Annotated in this window: 16 protein-coding genes; 5 read left to right on the top strand and 11 right to left on the bottom strand. The window is 70.3% G+C overall.

Translation table 11 applies throughout. The features are described 5' to 3' along the window. Positions 1–51 precede the first annotated feature (51 nt). The gene (locus tag BO39_RS35290) at positions 52–654 is read right to left on the bottom strand and encodes a hypothetical protein (protein WP_084698371.1); all 603 of its coding nucleotides are present in this window, start codon (positions 652–654) and stop codon (positions 52–54) included. Between the two features lie 370 nt (positions 655–1,024). On the opposite strand from BO39_RS35290, the gene BO39_RS22225 reads away from it, so the two are divergent. After that, positions 1,025–3,445, top strand: a complete 2,421-nt coding sequence (locus tag BO39_RS22225) for a recombinase (protein ID WP_043837646.1) — start codon at positions 1,025–1,027, stop codon at positions 3,443–3,445. Positions 3,446–3,482: 37 nt separating this feature from the next. Here BO39_RS22225 and BO39_RS22220 read toward each other — a convergent pair whose 3' ends face one another. After that, on the bottom strand, positions 3,483–4,241 hold the full coding sequence (locus BO39_RS22220; protein WP_043837644.1) for a GntR family transcriptional regulator: 759 nt from the start codon (positions 4,239–4,241) through the stop codon (positions 3,483–3,485). 101 nt (positions 4,242–4,342) lie between these two features. Here BO39_RS22220 and BO39_RS22215 point away from each other — a divergent pair, with 101 nt between their 5' ends. Both BO39_RS22215 and pcaB read left to right on the top strand, forming a co-directional pair. Beyond that, positions 4,343–5,341 (top strand): Bug family tripartite tricarboxylate transporter substrate binding protein, encoded by a 999-nt coding sequence (locus tag BO39_RS22215; RefSeq protein ID WP_043837641.1) that lies wholly within the window; start codon positions 4,343–4,345, stop codon positions 5,339–5,341. A gap of 13 nt (positions 5,342–5,354) precedes the next feature. Beyond that, positions 5,355–6,713: a 3-carboxy-cis,cis-muconate cycloisomerase gene (pcaB, locus tag BO39_RS22210; RefSeq protein WP_043837639.1), complete on the top strand. Its 1,359-nt coding sequence runs from the start codon at positions 5,355–5,357 to the stop codon at positions 6,711–6,713. A gap of 283 nt (positions 6,714–6,996) precedes the next feature. On the opposite strand, the gene BO39_RS22205 is transcribed toward pcaB, so the two are convergent. After that, on the bottom strand, positions 6,997–8,133 hold the full coding sequence (locus BO39_RS22205; RefSeq protein WP_156963825.1) for a citrate synthase: 1,137 nt from the start codon (positions 8,131–8,133) through the stop codon (positions 6,997–6,999). Positions 8,134–8,207: 74 nt separating this feature from the next. Here BO39_RS22205 and BO39_RS22200 point away from each other — a divergent pair, with 74 nt between their 5' ends. Further along, positions 8,208–9,590 (top strand): CoA transferase, encoded by a 1,383-nt coding sequence (locus BO39_RS22200; protein ID WP_043837635.1) that lies wholly within the window; start codon positions 8,208–8,210, stop codon positions 9,588–9,590. Between the two features lie 33 nt (positions 9,591–9,623). On the opposite strand, the gene BO39_RS22195 is transcribed toward BO39_RS22200, so the two are convergent. The 7 genes from BO39_RS22195 to BO39_RS22165 all read right to left on the bottom strand — a co-directional run bounded on the left by BO39_RS22195 (position 9,624) and on the right by BO39_RS22165 (position 18,297). Next, positions 9,624–10,289: an MBL fold metallo-hydrolase gene (locus BO39_RS22195; RefSeq protein WP_043837632.1), complete on the bottom strand. Its 666-nt coding sequence runs from the start codon at positions 10,287–10,289 to the stop codon at positions 9,624–9,626. Between the two features lie 76 nt (positions 10,290–10,365). Next, complete coding sequence (locus BO39_RS22190; protein WP_043837629.1) at positions 10,366–11,592, bottom strand: MFS transporter; 1,227 nt, start codon at positions 11,590–11,592, stop codon at positions 10,366–10,368. Between the two features lie 90 nt (positions 11,593–11,682). Beyond that, complete coding sequence (locus tag BO39_RS22185) at positions 11,683–12,753, bottom strand: acyl-CoA dehydrogenase family protein (RefSeq protein ID WP_043837627.1); 1,071 nt, start codon at positions 12,751–12,753, stop codon at positions 11,683–11,685. 7 nt (positions 12,754–12,760) lie between these two features. Next, positions 12,761–13,738, bottom strand: a complete 978-nt coding sequence (locus BO39_RS22180) for a Bug family tripartite tricarboxylate transporter substrate binding protein (protein WP_043837625.1) — start codon at positions 13,736–13,738, stop codon at positions 12,761–12,763. 67 nt (positions 13,739–13,805) lie between these two features. Continuing rightward, positions 13,806–15,947 (bottom strand): acetate--CoA ligase family protein, encoded by a 2,142-nt coding sequence (locus tag BO39_RS22175; RefSeq protein ID WP_052402451.1) that lies wholly within the window; start codon positions 15,945–15,947, stop codon positions 13,806–13,808. After that, positions 15,944–17,143 (bottom strand): CaiB/BaiF CoA transferase family protein, encoded by a 1,200-nt coding sequence (locus tag BO39_RS22170; protein WP_043837621.1) that lies wholly within the window; start codon positions 17,141–17,143, stop codon positions 15,944–15,946. Before BO39_RS22170 ends, BO39_RS22175 begins: the two co-directional genes overlap by 4 nt. After that, the gene (locus tag BO39_RS22165; RefSeq protein ID WP_084698370.1) at positions 17,140–18,297 is read right to left on the bottom strand and encodes an acyl-CoA dehydrogenase family protein; all 1,158 of its coding nucleotides are present in this window, start codon (positions 18,295–18,297) and stop codon (positions 17,140–17,142) included. The genes BO39_RS22170 and BO39_RS22165 overlap by 4 nt, the downstream gene beginning before the upstream one ends. A 596-nt stretch (positions 18,298–18,893) precedes the next feature. Here BO39_RS22165 and BO39_RS35165 point away from each other — a divergent pair. After that, positions 18,894–19,340: a CsbD family protein gene (locus BO39_RS35165; protein ID WP_084698369.1), complete on the top strand. Its 447-nt coding sequence runs from the start codon at positions 18,894–18,896 to the stop codon at positions 19,338–19,340. A 119-nt stretch (positions 19,341–19,459) separates the two neighbouring features. Here the strand turns inward: BO39_RS35165 and BO39_RS22155 are convergent. Further along, positions 19,460–19,770, bottom strand: a 311-nt coding sequence (locus BO39_RS22155; RefSeq protein ID WP_043837619.1) for a transposase, incomplete at its 5' end; no start/stop codon positions are given.

Raw genomic sequence — 19,770 nt, 5'->3', positions numbered from 1 at the left:
GCCTGCCGGCAGTGTCGGACCGCGGGTGCATGAACCCCGCTTCGCAGGGCGTTATCGAAGAGGGCCATGGGACGGCGCCGGAAGGGTCGATCTGGGTGAGGCGTAGCGCGTCATCCACGACTTCCGTCGGCCTATCCACAACAAGCTCACGGAGGCGCGGGCCTGTCTCAGCCCTGCTGTCGGCTGACATTTCCTCGGCCGGCATGGCGCCCGCACACATCGTGCGTCCTCCTCGCGCACGGGGTTGCTGGCATAGCCCTGGCTCGGCGAGGAAGCGCCGAGGCCGATCAGTGCCGGGGCGCCGTCCGTGGCGTAGCCCTGGAAGTTCCGGCGGAGCGTGCCCTCCGCCGCTGCCTGCGCCATCGGGTCGTTGGGTGGGGCGTAGTGATTGAGGCCGATGGCCGCGTAGCCGGGCTCCGAGCAACACGCGCCGTGCCGCTTCGTCGAGTGGCAGCCGCAATACCAGCGGAGCGTCTTGCAGAAGGGGATGTGCAGGTAGAGCGAAGCGGGCCCGCCACGCCGATGCCGCCCTGCACGGCCGAAGATCGTCGCGGGAAGGGTCGGCCCCCGGCCGAGAAGGGCGAGCACGCCCGCCGGCTCCTTCGGCCCCATGGAGCGAAGGATGATCTGCTGGCCGTCGGCCGTCGCCGGCACGACCCTCAGCCGCCCCTGCAGCAGAAGGTGAGGCGAGACCGTCTCCTCGCCCTGGTCGAAGAGACATGACGGTCGTGGCGGTGCCCTGCCGGCAGAGGCTCGGTATCGCGCAACGGAAGAACGGCCCCTGCGGTCGGCGGGAAAGGGGTCGGCTTCACTTTGCCCCTCTATGACTGGCGCTCCTATCCCTGGGGTCCATCGCCTCGAACCTACGCCCCGAGGACCCCGGCACCGCGCGGGACAACGCGCCCCATCCCTACCGAGAACCCCGATATCAACTAAATGTGGTGGGTGACGACCGGTTTGTGCCCCCATATCATGTGTTCGCGACTCGCTGAGATCGAACTGCGGCAAGGAAAGCAGCTCCCTTATGGATGGTTACCTCCCCCCGGCTGCGGCGACGCAGGCCAGGCTTCCCGGCGCTAGCTTCGGCACGGCCCCGCTCCCGGCCCGCCCGCTCGACCCCGGCATGGGCCTGGCCGTCGCCCGCCGCACGGTCTTCCGCCCGGAGGACGGGGAGGATTTCGGCCGCGTCGCCGACCGCGTCTCCGCCGGCAACATGGCCCTGCTCGGCACCGCAGCAGACCCGGTGGAAGCGGCCCGCCTGCGCAACGCCATCGCCACCGGCGCCCTCATCACCTCCGGCCGCCACCTCCAGCACGGGGACCCGGGCCAGCCCGGCCGGAACATGGAGGTCTTCACCAACTGCTCGACCGCCAACGCCTCCTTTAGCCTCTTCTACCTCCTGCTGAACGGCAGCGGCGTCGGCCGGGCCTATGACGACGAGCTGGTGGTGGTGGACTGGGGCCGCGCGCCCCGGCTGCTGCTCCGCCTCGACCCTGCCCATGCCGACTGGCCGCGCACGCGCGCCGGGCTGCACCGCTTCGGCACCGAGTTCGGCCTTCTGCCCTGGGACACGACGCTGGAGGGCTTCTCGGAAGCGCAGGAGGCGGAGGTCCGCGCCTGGATCGCCCGCGAGTTCATCGACGACACCGCGGCCCTGCCGGCGGGCACCCTGCGGCACGAGATCGCCGACAGCCGCGAGGGCTGGGCAAAGGCGGTCGAGCGGCTCGAGAGCATGGCCTTCGCGGGCGAGGCGGAGCGCGCGCTGCTGCTCGACTTTTCCGCGATCCGCCCGCGCGGTGCCCCGATCGGCGGAATGCAGGGGCGCCCCGCCTCGGGCCCGCTCTCGCTCATCCGCGCCTTCGTCAACCTGCGCCACCACGTGATCGAGCCCGCGCGCCGCCGCGCCATGGGCGACGAGGCCCTACAGCCCTGGGAGCAGGCGCTGCTGGTGGACCACCACCTCTCCGTCGAGGTCCAGGTTGGCGGCGCCCGCCGCGCTGCCCGCATGGCCACCAAGTCCTGGCGCGACCCCGGCATCCTCCGCTTCATCCGCGCGAAGTCCGAGGGCGGGCTCTGGACCGCCAACAACTCCGTCATGGTGGACGCCGAATTCTGGGAGGGCGTGCGCGCCGCGCGCGCCGGCAGCGAGGCGCCCGCCCACCGCCACGCCCTGGCCGTCTTCGACGAGGCGACGCGCTGCGCCTACATCAACGGTGAGCCCGGCTTCATCAACGGCGACAAGCTCGAGGACGTGCGTACGGGCCATGCCTGGGAGAAGCCCGTCCACGCGGACGGGCGCGACCTGCGCTCGGCGCGCTACCGGGCTGACCTCGCCGTGCCGCTGCTGGCGGCGCTGTCGGAGCGGGCTCGCGGGGCGCGCTTCCCGGCCACGACCAATCCCTGCGGCGAGATCACGCTGCACGTCACGGGCGGCTACTGCGTCATCGCGGATTTCGCCCCGCTCTTCGCCTGCCCCGCGGACCTCGCCACCCTCACCCCCGGCCTCGTGCCCGACGACCTCGCGGAGAGCTGGGACGCGCGCGTGGAGGACAGCGTGCGGCTCGGCGTGCGCTTCCTCATGCGCGCCAACACCATGGACGCGCTCTACGCCGAGGAGGTGCGGCGCACCAACCGCATGGGCATCGGCCCCACCGGCCTGCATGAATGGGCCTGGATGCGCTGGGGCTTCGCTTTCGACGATCTGCTCGACGAGGCCCGCTCCGCCCCCTTCTGGGCGATGCTCCGTCGGCTCTCGGACGCGGCGAAGCGCGAAGGGCTCACCTATGCCGCGGAACTCGGCCTCGAGGCCCCCGTCACCGTCACCACCGTCAAGCCGGCGGGCACCACCAGCAAGCTCTTCGGCCTGACCGAGGGCGCGCACCTGCCCGCGCGGCGGCAGTACCTGCGCTGGGTGCAGTTCAAGGGTACGAAGGACGGCACGGAGGCCTGGGCCGCCGATGCCGATCCGCTGCTCCCGGAATACGAGGCGCGGGGCTACCCGGTGCGGGTGCTCCGGAGCTTCCCCGGCATGTCGGTCGCGGGCTTCCCGACCCTGCCGCTCATCCAGCGCCTCGGCATTGGCGACCGCCTGGTGACGGCGCCCGACGCGTCGCCGGAAAGCCAGTACCGCTGGCTCGCGCTGCTGGAGCGCCACTGGATCGGGGAGGAGCGCGGAAACCAGGTCTCCTACACGCTGAAGGTCTATACCGACCGGCACGACCTCGACGCCTTCCGCGCCATGCTGCTGGAGCACCAGCCGCGCATCCGCTGCTGCGCGATCCTGCCCAGCCGGCCCGACCACGCGCTCGGCTATGAGTACCTGCCGGAGGAGGAGCTGCCCCTCGACCGCTTCACCGCGTTGGTCGAGGCGGTGCGCGACCCTGCCCTGCACGAGGCGATCGACCTCGCGCACCTGCAATGCGCCTCGGGCGTGTGCCCGATCTGACCCCGCCGCGGCGGGGTAGGGGCGGGGTCTACCCCGCCTACCCCGCTTGGCGCCGGAGGCGCGTGACGTAGGAAAAGCGTTCCCCCGGGTGCAGGCTGACGCTCACAGCGAGCGGCTTGCCCCCGGGGTCGAGGTAGCGGCGGGTGATGCGCAGCCCATGCCCGCCCGGCGGCGTCTCCAGCGCCCGAGCCACCTCGCCCGCCGGAATGCCGGAGGCTGTGATCTCCTGCACCACTTCCGAAATTGGCCGTCCCGACCAGGCGGCCAACACCGCAGCGATCAGCTCCGCGGCGTCTTGGCCACGCAGGCGTTCCTCAAGGTCAGGCGGGGCCGCTTCCGCATCGGCATGGGTCTCGGTCCAGCAGAGCGGGGGACCGCCGTCGGACGGCACGCGCCGGCTCAGGATCCGTAGCCAGCGATGGCCCGCCCGGAGCCCGTGCTCCCGATCCAGCGCATAGTCAGCCACAATGGGATGGACACCGAGGATCTCACGCCTCGTCTCGGCCGCGTATTGCAGCAGATCCCCCATGCCGGCGAGCGACTGGAGGTAGGTGCCGCGGCCGCTCGGGCCGAGAGCCGTGACCCTCGTGCCCGCGCGCCGCCGACGCGAGACGAGCCCAAGTTCCTCGAGCCGGTCGAGCGCCGCCCGCATCGTCGCCCGGCTGACGCCTCGCTCGGCGGCCATTTCGACCTCGGGCGGCATCTGCGAACCAAGTGGGTGAAGACCGCCCGCGATCTCCTTGGCGAGCTCGCGCGCGAGGGCGGCGTAGCGCGGCTCGGATGAGGTGGACGGCATGGCCAATTCCTAAAGCCTGAAACGTCGTTGACAAGGCGCACTGCGTCAAATAGGACCGTACCAATGGAATAGATCGTACCTTAACTCGGGAGGATTGCCCAATGAGGCGTCGCACGGTCCTGATGGCGTCGGTTGCTGCTGCTGCTGCCAATCCGCTTGCCTCGGCGGCACTTCAGGCGCAGGCGCTCAGCGGCTATCCCGACCGGCCGATCCGCCTGATCCTTCCCTTCTCCGCAGGCGGGCCGACGGACACGCTCGGACGCGTCTTCGCGGAACAACTTTCGAAGGGGATGAACGCGCGCGTGGTGGTGGAGAACCGCACCGGCGCGGGGTCCACCATCGGCGCCGACGTCGTCGCCAAGGCACCGCCGGACGGCTATACGTTGCTCTTCAACAATCTTCCTCACTCGATAAACCCGAGCCTCTACCGGCGGATGCCATACGACACGGTGGCCGACTTCGTGCCCGTCAGCGTGCTGATGGAGGGGCCCGTCGTCGTGCTCGTCGGTGCCAACTCGCCCTTTCGCACGCTGAAGGAGCTGATCGACGCCGCCCGTGCGAAGCCCGACGGCTACGACTACGGATCGGCCGGCAACGGCTCGGCCGCCCATGTCTCCATGGTGCAGATCCTGGCTAAGACTGGCGCGCGGATGAACCACATCGTCTATCGCGGCGTGGCCAATGCAATGACGGACCTTCTCTCGGGCGCCATTGTTTCGGTGAACGACACCTCGACCACGGCGCTCGGCAGCATCCGCGGCGGCATGGTGCGCCCGCTCGCCGTCACCTCGCCCGCCCGCGTGCCCTTCCTGCCGGACCTGCCGACGGTGCGCGAGAGCGGCATCCCGGAACTGGCGGACTTCCAGATGTCCACTTGGAACATGCTCCTCGCCCCCGCTGGAACGCCGCAGCCGATCGTGGATCGCCTGCACCGCGAAGTGCGGGCCGCGATGCGCGACGATGCCTTCGTCGCGAAGCTGGCAGAACTCGGCAACGTGCCAATGCCCGAGGCGGACCTCGCGGGAACCCGTGCCTTCCTCGTCTCAGAGATGGAGCGCTGGCGCGACGTAATGAACCAGGCGGGCGTTCGCCCCGAATAGTCGGACTTTTTCAATGCCCAGCACGCCCCTCGACTCCGTCCTCTTCCGCGACATGTTCGGCACGCCCGGAATGCGCGCGGTCTTCTCCGACGAGGCGCTCGTCGGCCGCTACCTTGAAGTGGAGGTCGCCCTCGCCCGCGCCGAGGCCCGTTGCGGGGTCATCCCCGCCGAGGCCGCGGAGCGCATCGCGGCTGCGGGCGCCGACTTCCGCCCCGATTGGGAGCGGCTAAAGCGCGAAACCGAGAATGTGGGCTACCCGATCCTGCCCCTCGTCCATCAGCTTGCCGAGGCGGCCGGTGAGGCGGGGCGGTACGTCCACTGGGGCGCCACCACGCAGGATATCATGGACACGGCGAGCGTGCTGCAGGTCCGCGCCGCGCTGGACCTTGTCGGCGCGGATATCGACGCCCTGCGCGGGATCCTCGCCGAGCTCGCGGCGCGCCACCGCGACACGCCAATGGCAGGCCGCACCCATCTCCAGCAGGCCCTGCCGGTCACCTTCGGCTACAAGGTGGCGATCTGGCTCGCGGCCATGGACAGGCATGCCGAGCGGCTGGCGCAGCTGCGCCCGCGCGTGCTCCTCGGCCAGTTCGCGGGCGCCGCCGGCACGCTCGCCTCCCTCGGGGAGGATGGCTTCCGCGTACAGGAGGAGCTCTGCCGCGAACTCGGGCTGGGACAGCCGGTCATCACCTGGCATGTGGCGCGGGACGGGTTGGCGGAGGCCGTGGCGTTCCTTGGCCTCGTCACCGGCACTCTGGCCAAGGTGGCCACGGACATCATGCTGATGATGTCCACCGAGTTCGGCGGCGAGGTGATGGAACCCTTCGTGAAGGGCCGTGGCGCCTCCTCCACCATGCCGCAGAAGCGCAATCCTATCTCTTCGGAGATCATGCTGGCCACGGCCAAGGCAGTGCGGCAGCAGGTTGCACTGGTGCTGGACGCGATGGTGCAGGACTTCGAGCGCGCAACGGGCCCCTGGCACCTCGAATGGATGGCACTGCCGGAAAGCTTCCTCCTGGCCGCCTCCTGCCTGCACCAGGCGCGTTTCGCACTCTCGGGCCTGACGGTGGATACCGAACGGATGCGCGCGAACCTCGATATGTCCGGCGGTTTGATTGTCGCGGAAGCCGTGATGATGGCGGCGGCACCTAAGCTGGGGCGGCAGCACGCCCATGACATGGTCTACGACGCTTGCCGCGCTGCGATCACGTCTGGCCGTACGCTGGCCGCGGCGCTGATGGACGTACCGGAAGTGGTGGAAGCGCTCGGCGGTGCGGAAGCGGTCCGGCAGCGATGCGACCCGGCCAACTATCTCGGGCTGGCGCCCGACATGGTGGACCATGTGCTTGAAGCGCGAAAGGCCGCGCGCTGAAGGGCTGGCAGATGGCGTTGCAAGCCGATGGTTCGAGGAGGGGAGGGGACTCTTCTCAGGCCGTTTCCGGCTGGCGTATGGCGACGATTTCCTTGGCCGGTCGCTCGATCGGCAACTCCACCTCGACGGCGCCGGCCTGCATTGCCGCCTACGGCATGCCGTAGTCAGGCAACTGGCCTCGCTCTGCCCAAAGGTGCAGCTGCCGGCACGCCGCACCTTGAGGACGCGCAGGCTTGCCGAGAGATTTAAAAGGCTTTTTTACTGGGGAGAGGCCGGTCGGGGCTCAGGTTCCGGAACGGGTGGCCGGAACGGGTCCCTTGTAACGGGCGCGCGGGCGGATGAGGGCCCCGTCGCGCGCCTGCTCCATAGCGTGGGCAGCCCAGCCCACGCTTCTCCCCAGCAGGAAGATCGTGAAGGGCGCGCTGGGCGGCAGGCGCGTCGCCTTGGCCAATGCCGCGAGGGCGAAGTCGATGTTCGGCAGGGTGCCGGTCAGCTCGAGGACGAGGTCCTGCAGATCTCGCATCAGGGGCTCGACGGCGATCCGCGGCGCCAGTGCGGCCGCGCGGACATCGCCCTGCGGGTAGAGCGGGTGGCCAAAGCCCGGAAGGAAGCCGTGACGGTCAAGCCAGCCCTGCACCGCGCGCTGCGGCCCAACCGCCGCGGCCTCGTCGAGCAGACGCAGCAGCGCGGCGCTGGCGCCGCCATGCTTCGGCCCGGAAAGGGTGCTAAGGCCCGCGAGAAGGCAGGCAGTGACCGGCGCACCGGTTGAGGCGGCCACGCGCGCCGCGAAGGCGGAGGCATTCAGTTCGTGATCCGCGAGCAGGACCAGCGCCTGGCGGACCAGATCGGCCTCCGCAGGCGTGAGCGACCACAGGGTGCCGAGCGCAGCGTGGAGCGGCGCCTGGCCCGGACTCAGGCCGCAGGAGGCAGCGACGCGGGCGATCGCCGCCTGCGCATCGCGGGCCAGCCGCTCGGTGCTGCGGCCGATTGAGGCATGGCTCTCCGGGACAAGCGCGGCCAGCGCCTCGAAAGGGGTGCCGATTCCGGTCACGGGGATGGCGAAGCCGACCTCGCCTGTGCTGTTCCACAGCAGGCGAGCGGCCGCTTCGAGTGTCGCGTGCTGCGAGAAGTCCACGGCATCGAGCCCGCGGTAGATGAGGCGCCCGCGATGGATGGTGGAGATGGCCGTGACCACCGAGGGCTCGCCCCAGGCCATCGAGCCCGCGGCGACGGCCGAGGGACTGCGGCTGCGGCCGCGCCGACCTGCCAGGGCGGCCACGTCCGCCGCCCGGTACTGGCTGCTGCGGGAGTTCGCCTCTCGCCGCGCCTCGATCAGCCCGCGACTGACATAGGCGTAGAGCGTCTGCGGCTTCACCCCAAGCAAGCCGAGCGCCTCTGCGCGGCCGATCCAATCCTTCATGTTGATCAATCTTATCAAGATTGATCAACGGGTCGAGGGGCAGCAGCCTCCACGGGATCGTGGGAGCACCGGACATGACAACAGCGCTCCAGGTCGCCTCGGCGCTCGACAGGATGCTCGTGGAGATCCTGCAATCCCTGGAACTCGCGCCGGAAGCCGCGGGCCGGCTGCGGGTCACCGGGGAGGAGGCCCTGCCATCCTGCTTCCCGGTGACCGAACTGGCGGTGGCGTCCGTCGGGGCGGCGGGCCTGGCAACAGCGGAACTGCTCCGGCTCGACGGCCGCTCGCCGCCTGTTACGGTGGACCGGCATCTCGCCTCGGCCTGGTTCCTCCGCTCGCTGGCGCCAGTGGGCTGGACCCTGCGCGACCCCTGGGACCCGATTGCCGGGGACTACCGCGCGGCCGATGGCTGGATCCGCCTTCATACAAATGCGCCGCACCACCGGGCGGTGGCGCTTTCCGTCCTCGGATGCGCGGGTGACCGGGACGCGGTCGCGGGTGCCGTCGCGCACCGTGCCAGGGACGAACTGGAGGCAGCCATCCTGCAAGGCGGCGGCTGCGCGGCCGCCATGCATTCGATGGCGGACTGGCAGGGCCATGAGCAGGGCCGGGCGATCATGGCCGAGCCGCTCATTGCTTGGGAGAGGCGCGGAAAGGGGGCTGGGCGGCAATGGCAGCCTGAGCCTTTGCGGCCGCTGACAGGTATCAAGGTGCTCGACCTGACGCGCGTGCTGGCTGGCCCTGTCGCGACGCGCTTCCTCGCCGGGCTGGGCGCGGATGTGCTGCGCATCGATCCGCCCGGCTGGTCCGAGCCGGCGGTGGTGCCGGACGTGACCCTCGGCAAGCGTTGCGCGCGGCTGGACCTTCGCGAGCCCGGCGACCGGCGCGTCTTCGAGGCGCTGCTCGCCGGGGCCGACATGATGGTTCATGGCTACCGGCCGGGCGCGCTGGAGCGGCTCGGCTACGACGCGGCGCGCCGACGCGCGCTCAACGCCGGGCTGATCGACGTGTCGCTCTGCGCCTATGGCTGGAGCGGACCCTGGGCCGGGCGGCGCGGCTTCGACAGCCTCGTGCAGATGTCATGCGGCATCGCCGAGGCGGGAATGCGCTGGAAGGCGGCTGACCGCCCGGTGCCGCTGCCCGTGCAGGCGCTCGACCACGCCACAGGCTACCTCATGGCCGCCGCCGCGATCCGCGGCCTGGCCCATCGCATGGACAAAGGAGGCGCCGTCAGCGCCAAGCTCTCGCTCGCGCGGACCGCCGCCCTGCTGGGAGGCCGCGGCGATGCTGCGCCGGCCGCCCCTGTTGAACTGCGCGACACGGATTACGCGCCCGGCATCGAGCGCACGCCCTGGGGGCCGGCGCGGCGGCTGAGGTCTCCCGTTCTGATTGGCACCCTGACTCCCCATTGGGATCGCCCCGCCTCGGAACTCGGCGCGGCGAACGCCTCATGGTGAGGAGGCCCATGCCCGAGCCACAGTCGCCGCGCCTCAGTCCTGGCCGTTGATGAAGGGGTTGGACCGGCGTTCCTCCCCGAAGGTCGAGCCCGGGCCGTGGCCGCAGAGGAAGCGGATGCTGTCGCCCAGCGGCAGCAGCTTGCCTTTGATCGAGGCGATCAGCGCGGCGTGGTCGCCATAGGGGAAGTCGGTCCGCCCGACCGAGCCGCGGAAGATCACGTCGCCTACGACCGCCACCTCCAGCGCCGTGGAGATGAAGACGACATGGCCTGGCGTATGGCCTGGGCAGTGCAGCACGGCGAAGTCCTCCCCGGCGATGCTGACCGTCTCGCCCTCCTCCAGCCAGCGGTCGGGGGTCACGTTCTCCAGCCCTTCGATGCCGAAGCGCGCGCCCTGGTCAGCAAGACCCTCGAGGAGGAAGCTGTCGCGGCGGTCCGGTCCCTCGATCGGCACCGTCCCGCCCTGCCGGGCCTCCAGTTCCCGCTTCAGCGCGGCCGCCCCGCCGGCATGGTCGAGGTGACCATGGGTCAGGAGGATGCGGTCGACCTTGAATCCGGCCTTGTCCAGTGCCGCCAGGACGCGCGGCACGTCCCCGCCGGGGTCGATCACCGTGCCACGTCCGCTCTCCGCGTCCCAGATGAGGGCGCAGTTCTGCTGGAAGGGCGTGACCGGGATCTGGGCGGCCTGGATCTGGGGCATGGGCTTGGCCTGCCATGCCCCGCAGGAGGGGTCAACGGCGCCTGTGACCCTGCTCGCCCGCGCCTGTCCGCCGAGGCTAGCGGCGCGGCTTGACCATCCAGTTGAACGCCGCGCCCACCGCCATCAGCACCGCCGTCCCGAGGAACACCGCGCCCATCCCGAGATGCCCGCCGACGAAGCCGCCGAGCAGCGGCCCAGCCACCTGCCCGGCGTATTGCGAGGAGGTCGAGTAGCCCAGCATCGTGCCGGCGACGCGATCCGGCACGTTGTGCCGGATGACGCTGGCGACGCAGGGCAGCAGCCCGCCCAGCGACAGCCCCATCAGGAAGCGCAGGGCCACGAGTTGCCAGCTGGTGGAGACGAAGGCCTGCGGCACCAGCAGCAGCGCGGAGACGAGCAAGCAGCCGACAATGACGTTCCAATGCCCGACCCGGTCCGCCAGCCTGCCCAGGCGCGCGGCCGAGAGGATGCTACCCAGCGCCGCCGCCGACATGGCGAAGCCCGCCACGATCGTCACCTGCGCCGGGTCCGGCACCAGCTCCGCGACATAGAGGGTGATAATCGGCTCGACCGACATGTTGGCGAACATCAGCAGCATGCCCGTGGCCAGCATGGCCAGCAGCGGCCCCTTGTCCGGCACCGCCGCGAAGCCGCCGCGTTCCCTTGCCGCCGCGGTACCGCGCGGCCGCTTCTCCTCGTGGATCAGAAGCGTGGTCGCGAGGAAGGCTACGAAGATTACCGCCCCGGCCGCCAGGAAGGTGGCACGGATGCCGATGTGCTGCGGCAGAACGCCGCCGAGCAGAGGTCCCGCCAGGTTGCCGGCCATGATGCCGGAGCTGAGCATGCCCAGCGCCCAGGCCGAGCGCGCCTTCGGCGACTGCGTCGCGACGAGCACGAAGGAGCCGGAGGCATAGCCTCCGAGCAAGCCAGCAAGCAGGCGCAACCCCACTAGTTGGTAGACATCCTGCACCATGCCGGTCAGCGACATCGCGACGGCCATCCCGAGGCTCGCCCGGATGAGCATCAGCTTGCGCCCGTAGCGGTCGGCAAGCTGGCCCCAGAGCGGCGCGACGAGCGCGGCCGAGAGGAAGGTGGCGCCAAAGGCCGCGCCCGACCAGGTGGCGATGGCCGCCGGCCCGGAAACCCCGAGCTGCTCGACATAGAGCGGGAGGAAGGGCAGCAGCAGCGTCATGGCCACGATGGTGGTGAAGGATCCGAAGACGCAGACGATGAGGTTGCGCCGCCAATGGGCGGAGCCGTCCTCCTCCGTCGTCGTTCCGTGTCCCGCTTCAGTCCTGCCCATGCGGCCGAGATCCTCGCTGCGCCGATGCCTGAATTGAGAAGGCCACGCAGAAGGTCTCGCCGCTACCCTCCCTTGCGCAAAGGGTGCCGCCTATACGGACTGCCCGCCCGGCGCGCAGCGCATGTAGCGCGCACGGTGCAGCGCGGCGGAGCCGAAGGCATTGGCCGTCACCATCGCCTTCCGCAGGAAAAGGCCGATATCGTACTCGTCCGTATAGCCGATGGCGCCGTGCAACTGCACGGCCTCACGCGTGACGCGGAGCGCCGCCTCCGCCGCACGGGCCTTGGCGCGTGAGACGAGGGCCCGGCGCGCGTCGCCTGCGGCGCCCGCATTCAGGTCGGCCGCCGCGCCCTCCACGCTCGCGCGAGTGAGCACAATCTGAATCTTCAAGTCGGCCGCGCGGTGCTGCAAGGCCTGGAAGCTGCCGAGCGCCTTGCCGAACTGCTGGCGCGCCCGGAGGTAGTCGAGCGTCATCTCGAAGCAGCGCTCCATCAGGCCCAGCAGGTAGGCGGCCGTGCCGAGCGCCGCCTCGTCCAGGGCGAGATCCATCGCCGCCGACACATCCGCGGCGACGCGACGCGCACCGGCGAGGCTCGGGGCGAGGCTGCCGACATGGCCGCCATCCTGCGTCTTCAGGATCGTCGCCCGCGTGCCTTCCACGGCGTAAAGGGCGAGCCCGTTACCTTCCCGCACGGGGAGGAGGACGGTTCCCGCGGCGGCCGCCATCGGGATGAACAGCCGGGGGGCTTCGGGATCGCCCGGCGCCTCCAGGCTATCCGCTGATTGCTGCCAGGCGGTGAGCACCAGGTTTTCTCCAGCGAGCAGGGAGGGCAGCAGCGCCGTATCCCCGGCAGCGGCAAGAAGCCGGGCGGAAAGCGCACCAGGCACCAGGGGCTCCGGAACCAGGGCACGGCCGAGTTCCTCCTGCAGCGCGCAGGCCTCCGCCATGCCCAGGCCGATGCCGCCTGCCTCCTCCGGCAGGCGCAGCCCGATCCAGCCCATGGAGCCCATGGACCCCCAGACGGCGGGATCGATGCCCGGCAGGGTGAAGCGCAACGCGCGAACCCGCCCCAGCCCGCCATCCGCGGGCATCACCGCGGCCGCGCTGTCACGGATCATGCGGAGGGACTGGACGCGATCCTCGAAGGCGGTCTCTGACATGCCGGCCTCAGTCGATCTTGATGTCGGCGAGACGAATGATCTCGCCCCACTTCGCGGTCTCGGAGCGCACGAAGGCAGCGAGCTGCTCGGGCGTTCCGCCGGCGATGATGCCGCCCTGGTCCGCCAGGCTGCGGCGCGTGTCAGCATCCGCCAGCGCGGTGACGGCGGCGCGGTGCAGCACCGCGATGCGCTCGGGCGGCGTGCCGGCGGGCGCGAAGAGGGCGTACCAGGTCTCGGAGATCACGTCCCGCGCGCCCGCCTCCGCCATGGTGGGGATGTCGGGAAGGGAGGAGAGGCGCTGGTCGGCGGTGACGGCCAGCGCCGGCAGGGCGCCGCCGCGGATATGGGAGATCACCACGGGCACATCGGCCAGGATCAGGTCGATCGTGCCGCCCAGCAGGTCCGTCACGGCCGGCGCCGCGCCGCGATAGGGCACGTGGACGATGTCGATGCCCGTGCGCAGCCGGAAGAGCTCACCCGCCAGGTGAAGGGAGCTGCCATTGCCGGCCGAGCCATAGGTGAGCTTGCCCGGCTGGCGCCTGGCCAGCGCCACGAGCTCCGCCACCGACTTAACGCCGAGCTTCGGGCTGACGACGAGGATCTGCGGCACGGAGAGGACTTGGGTGATCGGTGCCAGATCCCTGCCCACGTCATAGGCCATGCGGGGCATGAGCTGTGGGAGCACCACCAGAGCGCCGGTGGAAGCAAGGACGGTGGTGAGCCCGTCCGGACGGCTGCGCGCCGCGGCCTCCACCCCGACCATGCCGCCCGCGCCGGAGCGGCTATCCACCACGATGGGCTGGCGCAACTCGCGGCCCATCACCTGGCCCATGATGCGCGCGATGATGTCGGCGGGGCCGCCTGCGGCGAAGGGCACGATCATGCGCACGGGCTGATCGGGAAACCCCGATTGGGCGAGGGCTGGGCGCCCCGCGATGGTGGGCGCGGCGGCGAGCAGGGCAAGGCCTTGGCGACGGGTGAGCACCGAGTTCCCTCCTTTGGCCCGTCGGACAGTCCGGGCATTACGGCTAATAAGCCAGTTGAATGACCTTTTAGGCGCGGGTGTCGCGGCCGTCCATGATCATGGTGATCAGGCCATCCACCGCGACCATCCCCTGAGCACTGCAGATGAGTGGGTTGATGTCGAGTTCCGCGATGCGCGGCTCTGCGGCCATCAGAGCCGAGACACGGCAGAGGATCGCCGCCAGCGCCGTCAGATCGACCCGCGCCGCGCCGCGGAACCCATCCAGCAGGGGGGAGCCGCGCAGGCTGCGCAGCATGCGCAGGCCCTGGGCCAGCCCGATCGGCGCGGGGGCCACCGCCATGTCGCTCAGCAGCTCCACCATGGCACCACCCATCCCGACGGCGATCACCGGGCCGAAAAGAGGATCCCGCTGGCCGCCGATGATCACCTCCACCCCGCGCGGCAGCATTGGCTGGACGAGAAGCCCATCCAGGCGCGGCAGGGGAGATTGGCGTGCTAGATGGGCGAGCATCGCGTCGCAGGCGGCGCCGAGCGCCTCGGCATCGCGCAGGTCCAGGCGGACGGCGCCGGCTTCGGTCTTGTGCGGCAGGTCCGCGCTCTCGGCCTTCAGCACCACGGGATAGCCCAGGTCCCCAGCGGCGCGGAGCGCGCCCTGGCGGTCAGGCACGAGGCGTTCCGGCACCACCGGCACGCCGATCGCGGCAAGCAGCGCCTTTGCGCGCGATTCAGTCAGTACCGGGCCCGGCGCCGCGTCGATCAGCGCGGCGACGTTGGCGCGCACGGCATCGTCCAGCACGACCGGGCGATCGGGCGCCAGGGCGGCGCGGTTCGCGCGTTCCCGCCAGGCCACGAGCGCCGCGAAGCAGCGGTCCATCGAGGAGAAGAGGGCGGCCCCCGGCACGGACTGCGCGCCTCGGGCGGCCGGATTCTCCCGCCATTCGGCCAGCCAGGGCACGCAGAGAAAGCCGCCATGGCGCGCGACGATTCCTGCCATCACCGGGATGCGGTCGGCCGAGAAGGAGTAGGAGTGAGTGTTGGGATAGAGCAGCGCCCCGAAGGCGGGATCGGCGGCCAGCGCGCCGGTGCAGGCCACCAGCGCCTCCGCGTCGTTCAGCACCTGGGCCGTCAGGTCGCAGGGGTTCCTCGCCGAACCGTATTCCGGGATCCGCGCGGCGAGCACCGCGGCCGCTGTTTCGCCGGGTTGAGGCAGGGCGACGCCGTGCCGCTCGGCAGCATCCGCCGCCAGGATCCCCGCACCGCCGGAGGTGGAAACCACCGCCACCCCTGCTGCGCGCGGCGCGAGCGGAGCCTTGGCGAAGAAGGCGGCCATCTCGATGAGCGCGCCGAAATCCTCCACGAGGATCGCGCCCGCTTCCCGCAGCGCGGCTTGCCAGACCGCATGCCCGCCCGCCACGGCGCCCGTGTGCGAGAGGGCGGCGGCGGCGCCCTGCGTCCCCGTGGCCATCTTGTGCAGCAGCAGCGGCTTGCCTGCCCTCTCCGCGACGGCGGCGGCGGCGAGGAGGCGGCGCGGCTCGGCCAAGCCCTCCACTACGCAGGCGATGGCCGCGCAGTCCGGTTCCTCCGAGAGGAACGCCACGAGGTCCGCCACATCCAACCCTCCCGCATTGCCGGCGGTGAGCACATGACTGACCGCGACGCCCCGCTCCACCGCCTGCGCCAGGGCGTAGCCGAGGGCGCCGGACTGGCTGACGATGCCGATCCCTGGCCCTTCCGGGGAAAGCGCCCCCGGCCCCGCGGAGAAGGTGACGCCCGCGCGCAGGGTGAAGTTCGTGAAGCCAAGGCAGTTCGGCCCAAGCAGCGGCATGGCGCCCGCCGCCCGAACCAGCGCAGCCTGCTCGGCCGCACGCTCGTGCAGGCCCGTCTCGGCGAAGCCCGCCGCGAAGACCACCGCACCGCCCGCGCCAAGACCGGCGGCCTGCTGCAGCACCGCCGCGGCTGCCTCGCGCGGGGTGGCGATGGCGACGCAGTCCGGCACCCCCGGCAGCGCGTCGAGCGAGGGGAAGCAGGGGCGCCCGGCAAGGCTCGCGTAGCGCGGGTTGACCGGCCAGACGGCGCCCGCATGATCCGCCAGGTTCTCCAGCACGCGCGCGCCGAAAGCGCCAGGCCTCTCGCTGGCACCCACCACCGCGATGCTCATCGGGTGAAGGAAGCGCCGCAGCGCCGGGTAGGGCAGGAGGGGCCGCGTCATGGGGCGGCTGGAGCTTCGGCACCCAGCCATTCGGCCAGCACCTCGCGCGTGTGCTCGCCCAGTTGCGGCGGCACGCGGGAGTAGGCGACCGGCGTCTCCGAGAAGCGCACGGGATTGGCGACGAAGGGCATGGTGCCGGCGCGGGGATGTGGCATCTCCTGCCACATGCCGCGGTGGTTCAGCTGCGGATCATCCTTCGCCGCGCCAAAATCGTTCAGCGGGCCGGAGGAGATGCCGGCGGCATTCAGGATTTCCACCCATTCCTCCGCGCGCCGTTTCATCAGCGCCGCCCCCAGCAGCGGCAGCAGCTCCGGCTTGTGCGCCATGCGCTGGCGGTTGGTGGTGAAGCGCGGATCGGCGGGCAGATCGGGCAGGCCCAGTGCCTCGCAGAACTGCGCGAACTGGCGGTCGTTCCCGACGGCGACCATGAGCGGCCGGTCGGCCGTGTCGAAGCTCTGCCAGGGCGTGTTGATCTGGGAGGCGGTGCCCGCGCGCACCGGCATCTTCCCCGAAACAAGATAGTTCATCGCGATGTGGGAATGTGCGGCGAGCTGCGCATCCAGCAGCGCCAAGTCGATGTGCTGCCCGCGCCCAGACACCGTGTCGCGGTGATGCAGGGCTGCAAGGACCGCGATGCAGGCATAGAAGCCCGCGTTGATGTCGGAGACGCTGTAGCCGACGAGGTTGGGCCCGGCGCCGGGCTGCCCGTCCGGCACTCCGGTGACGCTCATCAGCCCGCTCATCGCCTGGAAGATCGGGTCGTAGCCCGGAAGCGCCGCATAGGGTCCGGCCTGGCCGTAGCCGGTGATGGAGCAGTAGACGAGGCGCGGGTTCACCGCGGCGAGCGAGGCATGGTCCAGCCCGTAGCGCGCGAGACCGCCGGCCTTGAAGTTTTCGATGAAGACATCGGCCTTCGCGGCGAGGGCCCGGAGCGTCTCCTGCCCCTCGGGTGTCGCGATATCGAGCGCGATCGAGCGCTTGCCGCGGTTCATGGCCAGGAAGGAGGAGGTCTCGCCCGTTTCCTTCCCCTCAGCATCCTTCTGCGAGAAGCCCATGCGGCGCACGTCGTCGCCGCCGCGGGGATGCTCGACCTTCACCACCTCCGCCCCGAAATCCGCGAGGATCTGCGCGGCCCAGGGGCCCGCGAAGACGCGCGTCATGTCGAGCACGCGGATGCGGGGCAGGGCGCCGCTCACGCAGGCAGATCCAGCACGTTGCGCGCGAGGATGTTGCGGAGGATCTCGGAAGACCCGCCGAAGATCGTGGAGGGGCGCGCCAGCAGGAAGGAGCCGGCGGGGTGCAGCCCATCCTCCATCGGCTCGAGCAGCCCGGCATGGCCGCCCGCAATTTCCAGCATGGCGTCCGTGATGCGCTGGAAGAGCTCGGTCTGCACGATCTTGAGGATGGAGACGTCCGGGCCGATCGCCTCGCCGCGCTTCAGGCGCTCGACGTAGGCTTCGTAGAGCGCCTTGAGGTCCGCGAGCTCCATGCTGAAACGGGCATAGCTGTCGAGGAAGGCAGGGTCTTGGTCCTTGCCGACGGACACCGCCAGTTGCTTCAGCCGGGCGAGCCCGTTCGAGGAGAGCTTCGGCGAGCCGATCGCGATGCGCTCGAAGCCGAGAAGCGCCTTGGCGTAACCCCAGCCCTTGTCCACATCGCCCACCACCATGTCCTTGGGCACGCGGACATTGTCGAAGAAGACCTCGCAGAACTCGTCGTGCAGGTCGAGGTTCACGATGGGCCGCACGGATACGCCCGGGCTGTCCATCGGCAGCAGCAGGAAGGAAATTCCCTCCTGCTTCTTGCCCGTCTTGTTCGTGCGGGCGAGCACGAAGATCCAGTTGGCGTCGTTGGCCAGGGTGATCCAGGTCTTCTGCCCGTTGAGGATCCAGTGGTCACCATGATCCGCCGCGTCCAGGCGCAGGGCTGCGAGATCCGAACCGGCGTTCGGCTCGGAGTAGCCCTGGCACCAGATGTCCTCGCCCGAGAGGATCCGCGGCAGGAAGCGGCGCTTCTGCTCCTCGCTCGCGTAGCGGATCAGCATGGGTCCCAGCATGACCAGCCCCATGTCGTTCACGCGCGCGGCGCCGAAGCGCTCCATCTCCTCGAGCATGATGAGCTGGCGCGTGGCATCCAGCCCCATGCCGCCATGGTCCCGCGGCCAGCCGGGCGCCAGCCAGCCCTTGCGGGAAAGAGCCATGTACCAGGGCTTGTTCTCGTGCCAGTGCAGCCGGCGAGTGGGATGGCGGACGGGCAGGGGATAGTTTCCCTCGATCCATTCCCGCACATGCAGCCGGAACGCCTCCTCGTCGAGCGCGGCGAGCTCATCCAGCGGCAGGTCGGCGCTCATGTTCAGCGGGCCGCGAGGAAGGGCACGGACGTCTGCGGGAGGGCGAGAGGGGCGTCGGGCGCGATGTTGGTCGACATGGTCATTTGCCTCTGGCGTTCCCCGTTCGCGGTCGTCCGACTACTGGCCGGCCCACTGGGACAGGCTGTCCATCACTCGCCGATAAGTCAATAGACTGACCTTTCGGCAATTGTGGGTAGTGGTGAAGGTGAGGGGCGAAGCTGCCTTGCGTCCGGCGGTGTGAGACGGCCCCCCGCTGAGGGGATAGGGAAAGGATGGGCCAACGCTGGTGCATTCGTGACAGTGGGCTCGCTGCCCGAGAGAGCGCTCAGCCGGCATCCCTCGAACGCAGGTAGGGGAGTTGGGCTGGCGAGACGACTTTCATGTGCCTGCAGCGCCCCATGTCCTTCCGCGGCGCTGATGAGCGTGGGTACCCATACCCCCTGAATGGCTGCTCCTTCAGAGAGTTGATGCAGATGCGTTATCCCAGAGGCACGCCCATCTATAACTTTTGTTAGAGAGGTTCGTTACGGGTTACCGAATGGGCAGCGGCACACCGCGTCGCGCCACTTTCGCGCAAATGAGAGGAGAAGTGGACCATGGACGAGGATCGGGTGGGCGGCATCGCCGACAAGGCGACCGGAAGTGTAAAGTCGGTGGTCGGGGACGTCACCGGCGACACCAAGCTCCAGGCGGAGGGCACGGCCGACAAGATCGCGGGGACGGTTCGTAACGCGGTCGGCGGCGCGAAGGACGCGGCTCGCGACGCCGCTGACGATGTGTCGGAAAAGGTTGCGGATCTGGGCCAGCGCGCCAGCCGCGCCGTGAACGAGCAGGCGGGCCCCCTGCTGGACCAGGTTGGCCGCAAGGCCTCCGAGTACGGGCGCGAGGCGCGCGATGCGGTCGTCGCCGGTGCCGAGGGCGCTTCGAGCGTTGTGCGCGGCTATCCTATGGTGACCGTCGGGCTTGTCGCCCTGCTGGCTTTCCTCGTTGGCCGCGTCACGGCGCCGGAGCCGAAGCCCTGGTACCGCCGCGACTGGCACTGAACGCGGTCTGCCCGCAGGATCGCCGTGGGGCTTGCTCCCCACGGCGATCGCCGGCGGGGAGAGGCTTTAGCCGCCTTCCCGCTACCGCCGGCAGGTCGGTCAAGTTAGTCTTAGAACACCTAACAGAACCGCTTGATTTGGCCGAGGCAGACCAGGGCGCAGGCGAGCGTCGTGAACGCCAGGTGGATGTCGGCGCGGCGCTCATAGCGGATGGTCAGGCGGCGGTAGCGGGCGAGCCAGGCGAAGGTGCGCTCGACAACCCAGCGGTGTCGTCCGAGGTGGGTGCTGCTCTCGATGCCTCGCCTTGCGATGCGCGGGGTGATGCCGCGGGCACGGCACTCACGACGGCAGCGGCGATGGTCGTAGGCCTTGTCGGCGTGAAGCTTGCCCGGCCTGCGCCGGGGACGGCCCCGGTGCCCGGTCCGAATGG

The sequence above is a fragment of the Roseomonas aerilata DSM 19363 genome (genome assembly GCF_000711725.1).
GTDB lineage: Bacteria > Pseudomonadota > Alphaproteobacteria > Acetobacterales > Acetobacteraceae > Roseomonas > Roseomonas aerilata.
This window is presented reverse-complemented; position numbering and strand designations above follow the sequence as displayed.

What these genes read in the sequence shown, in the direction of transcription:
- BO39_RS35165 (WP_084698369.1), top strand. Translation starts at nt 18,894, where the DNA reads ATGGACGAGGATCGGGTGGGCGGCATCGCCGACAAGGCGACCGGAAGT.
- BO39_RS22200 (WP_043837635.1), top strand. Translation starts at nt 8,208, where the DNA reads ATGACAACAGCGCTCCAGGTCGCCTCGGCGCTCGACAGGATGCTCGTG.
- BO39_RS22215 (WP_043837641.1), top strand. Translation starts at nt 4,343, where the DNA reads ATGAGGCGTCGCACGGTCCTGATGGCGTCGGTTGCTGCTGCTGCTGCC.
- BO39_RS22205 (WP_156963825.1), bottom strand. Translation starts at nt 8,133, where the DNA reads ATGAAGGATTGGATCGGCCGCGCAGAGGCGCTCGGCTTGCTTGGGGTG.
- pcaB (WP_043837639.1), top strand. Translation starts at nt 5,355, where the DNA reads ATGCCCAGCACGCCCCTCGACTCCGTCCTCTTCCGCGACATGTTCGGC.
- BO39_RS22165 (WP_084698370.1), bottom strand. Translation starts at nt 18,297, where the DNA reads ATGAGCGCCGACCTGCCGCTGGATGAGCTCGCCGCGCTCGACGAGGAG.
- BO39_RS22195 (WP_043837632.1), bottom strand. Translation starts at nt 10,289, where the DNA reads ATGCCCCAGATCCAGGCCGCCCAGATCCCGGTCACGCCCTTCCAGCAG.
- BO39_RS22190 (WP_043837629.1), bottom strand. Translation starts at nt 11,592, where the DNA reads ATGGGCAGGACTGAAGCGGGACACGGAACGACGACGGAGGAGGACGGC.
- BO39_RS22225 (WP_043837646.1), top strand. Translation starts at nt 1,025, where the DNA reads ATGGATGGTTACCTCCCCCCGGCTGCGGCGACGCAGGCCAGGCTTCCC.
- BO39_RS22175 (WP_052402451.1), bottom strand. Translation starts at nt 15,947, where the DNA reads ATGACGCGGCCCCTCCTGCCCTACCCGGCGCTGCGGCGCTTCCTTCAC.
- BO39_RS22185 (WP_043837627.1), bottom strand. Translation starts at nt 12,753, where the DNA reads ATGTCAGAGACCGCCTTCGAGGATCGCGTCCAGTCCCTCCGCATGATC.
- BO39_RS22220 (WP_043837644.1), bottom strand. Translation starts at nt 4,241, where the DNA reads ATGCCGTCCACCTCATCCGAGCCGCGCTACGCCGCCCTCGCGCGCGAG.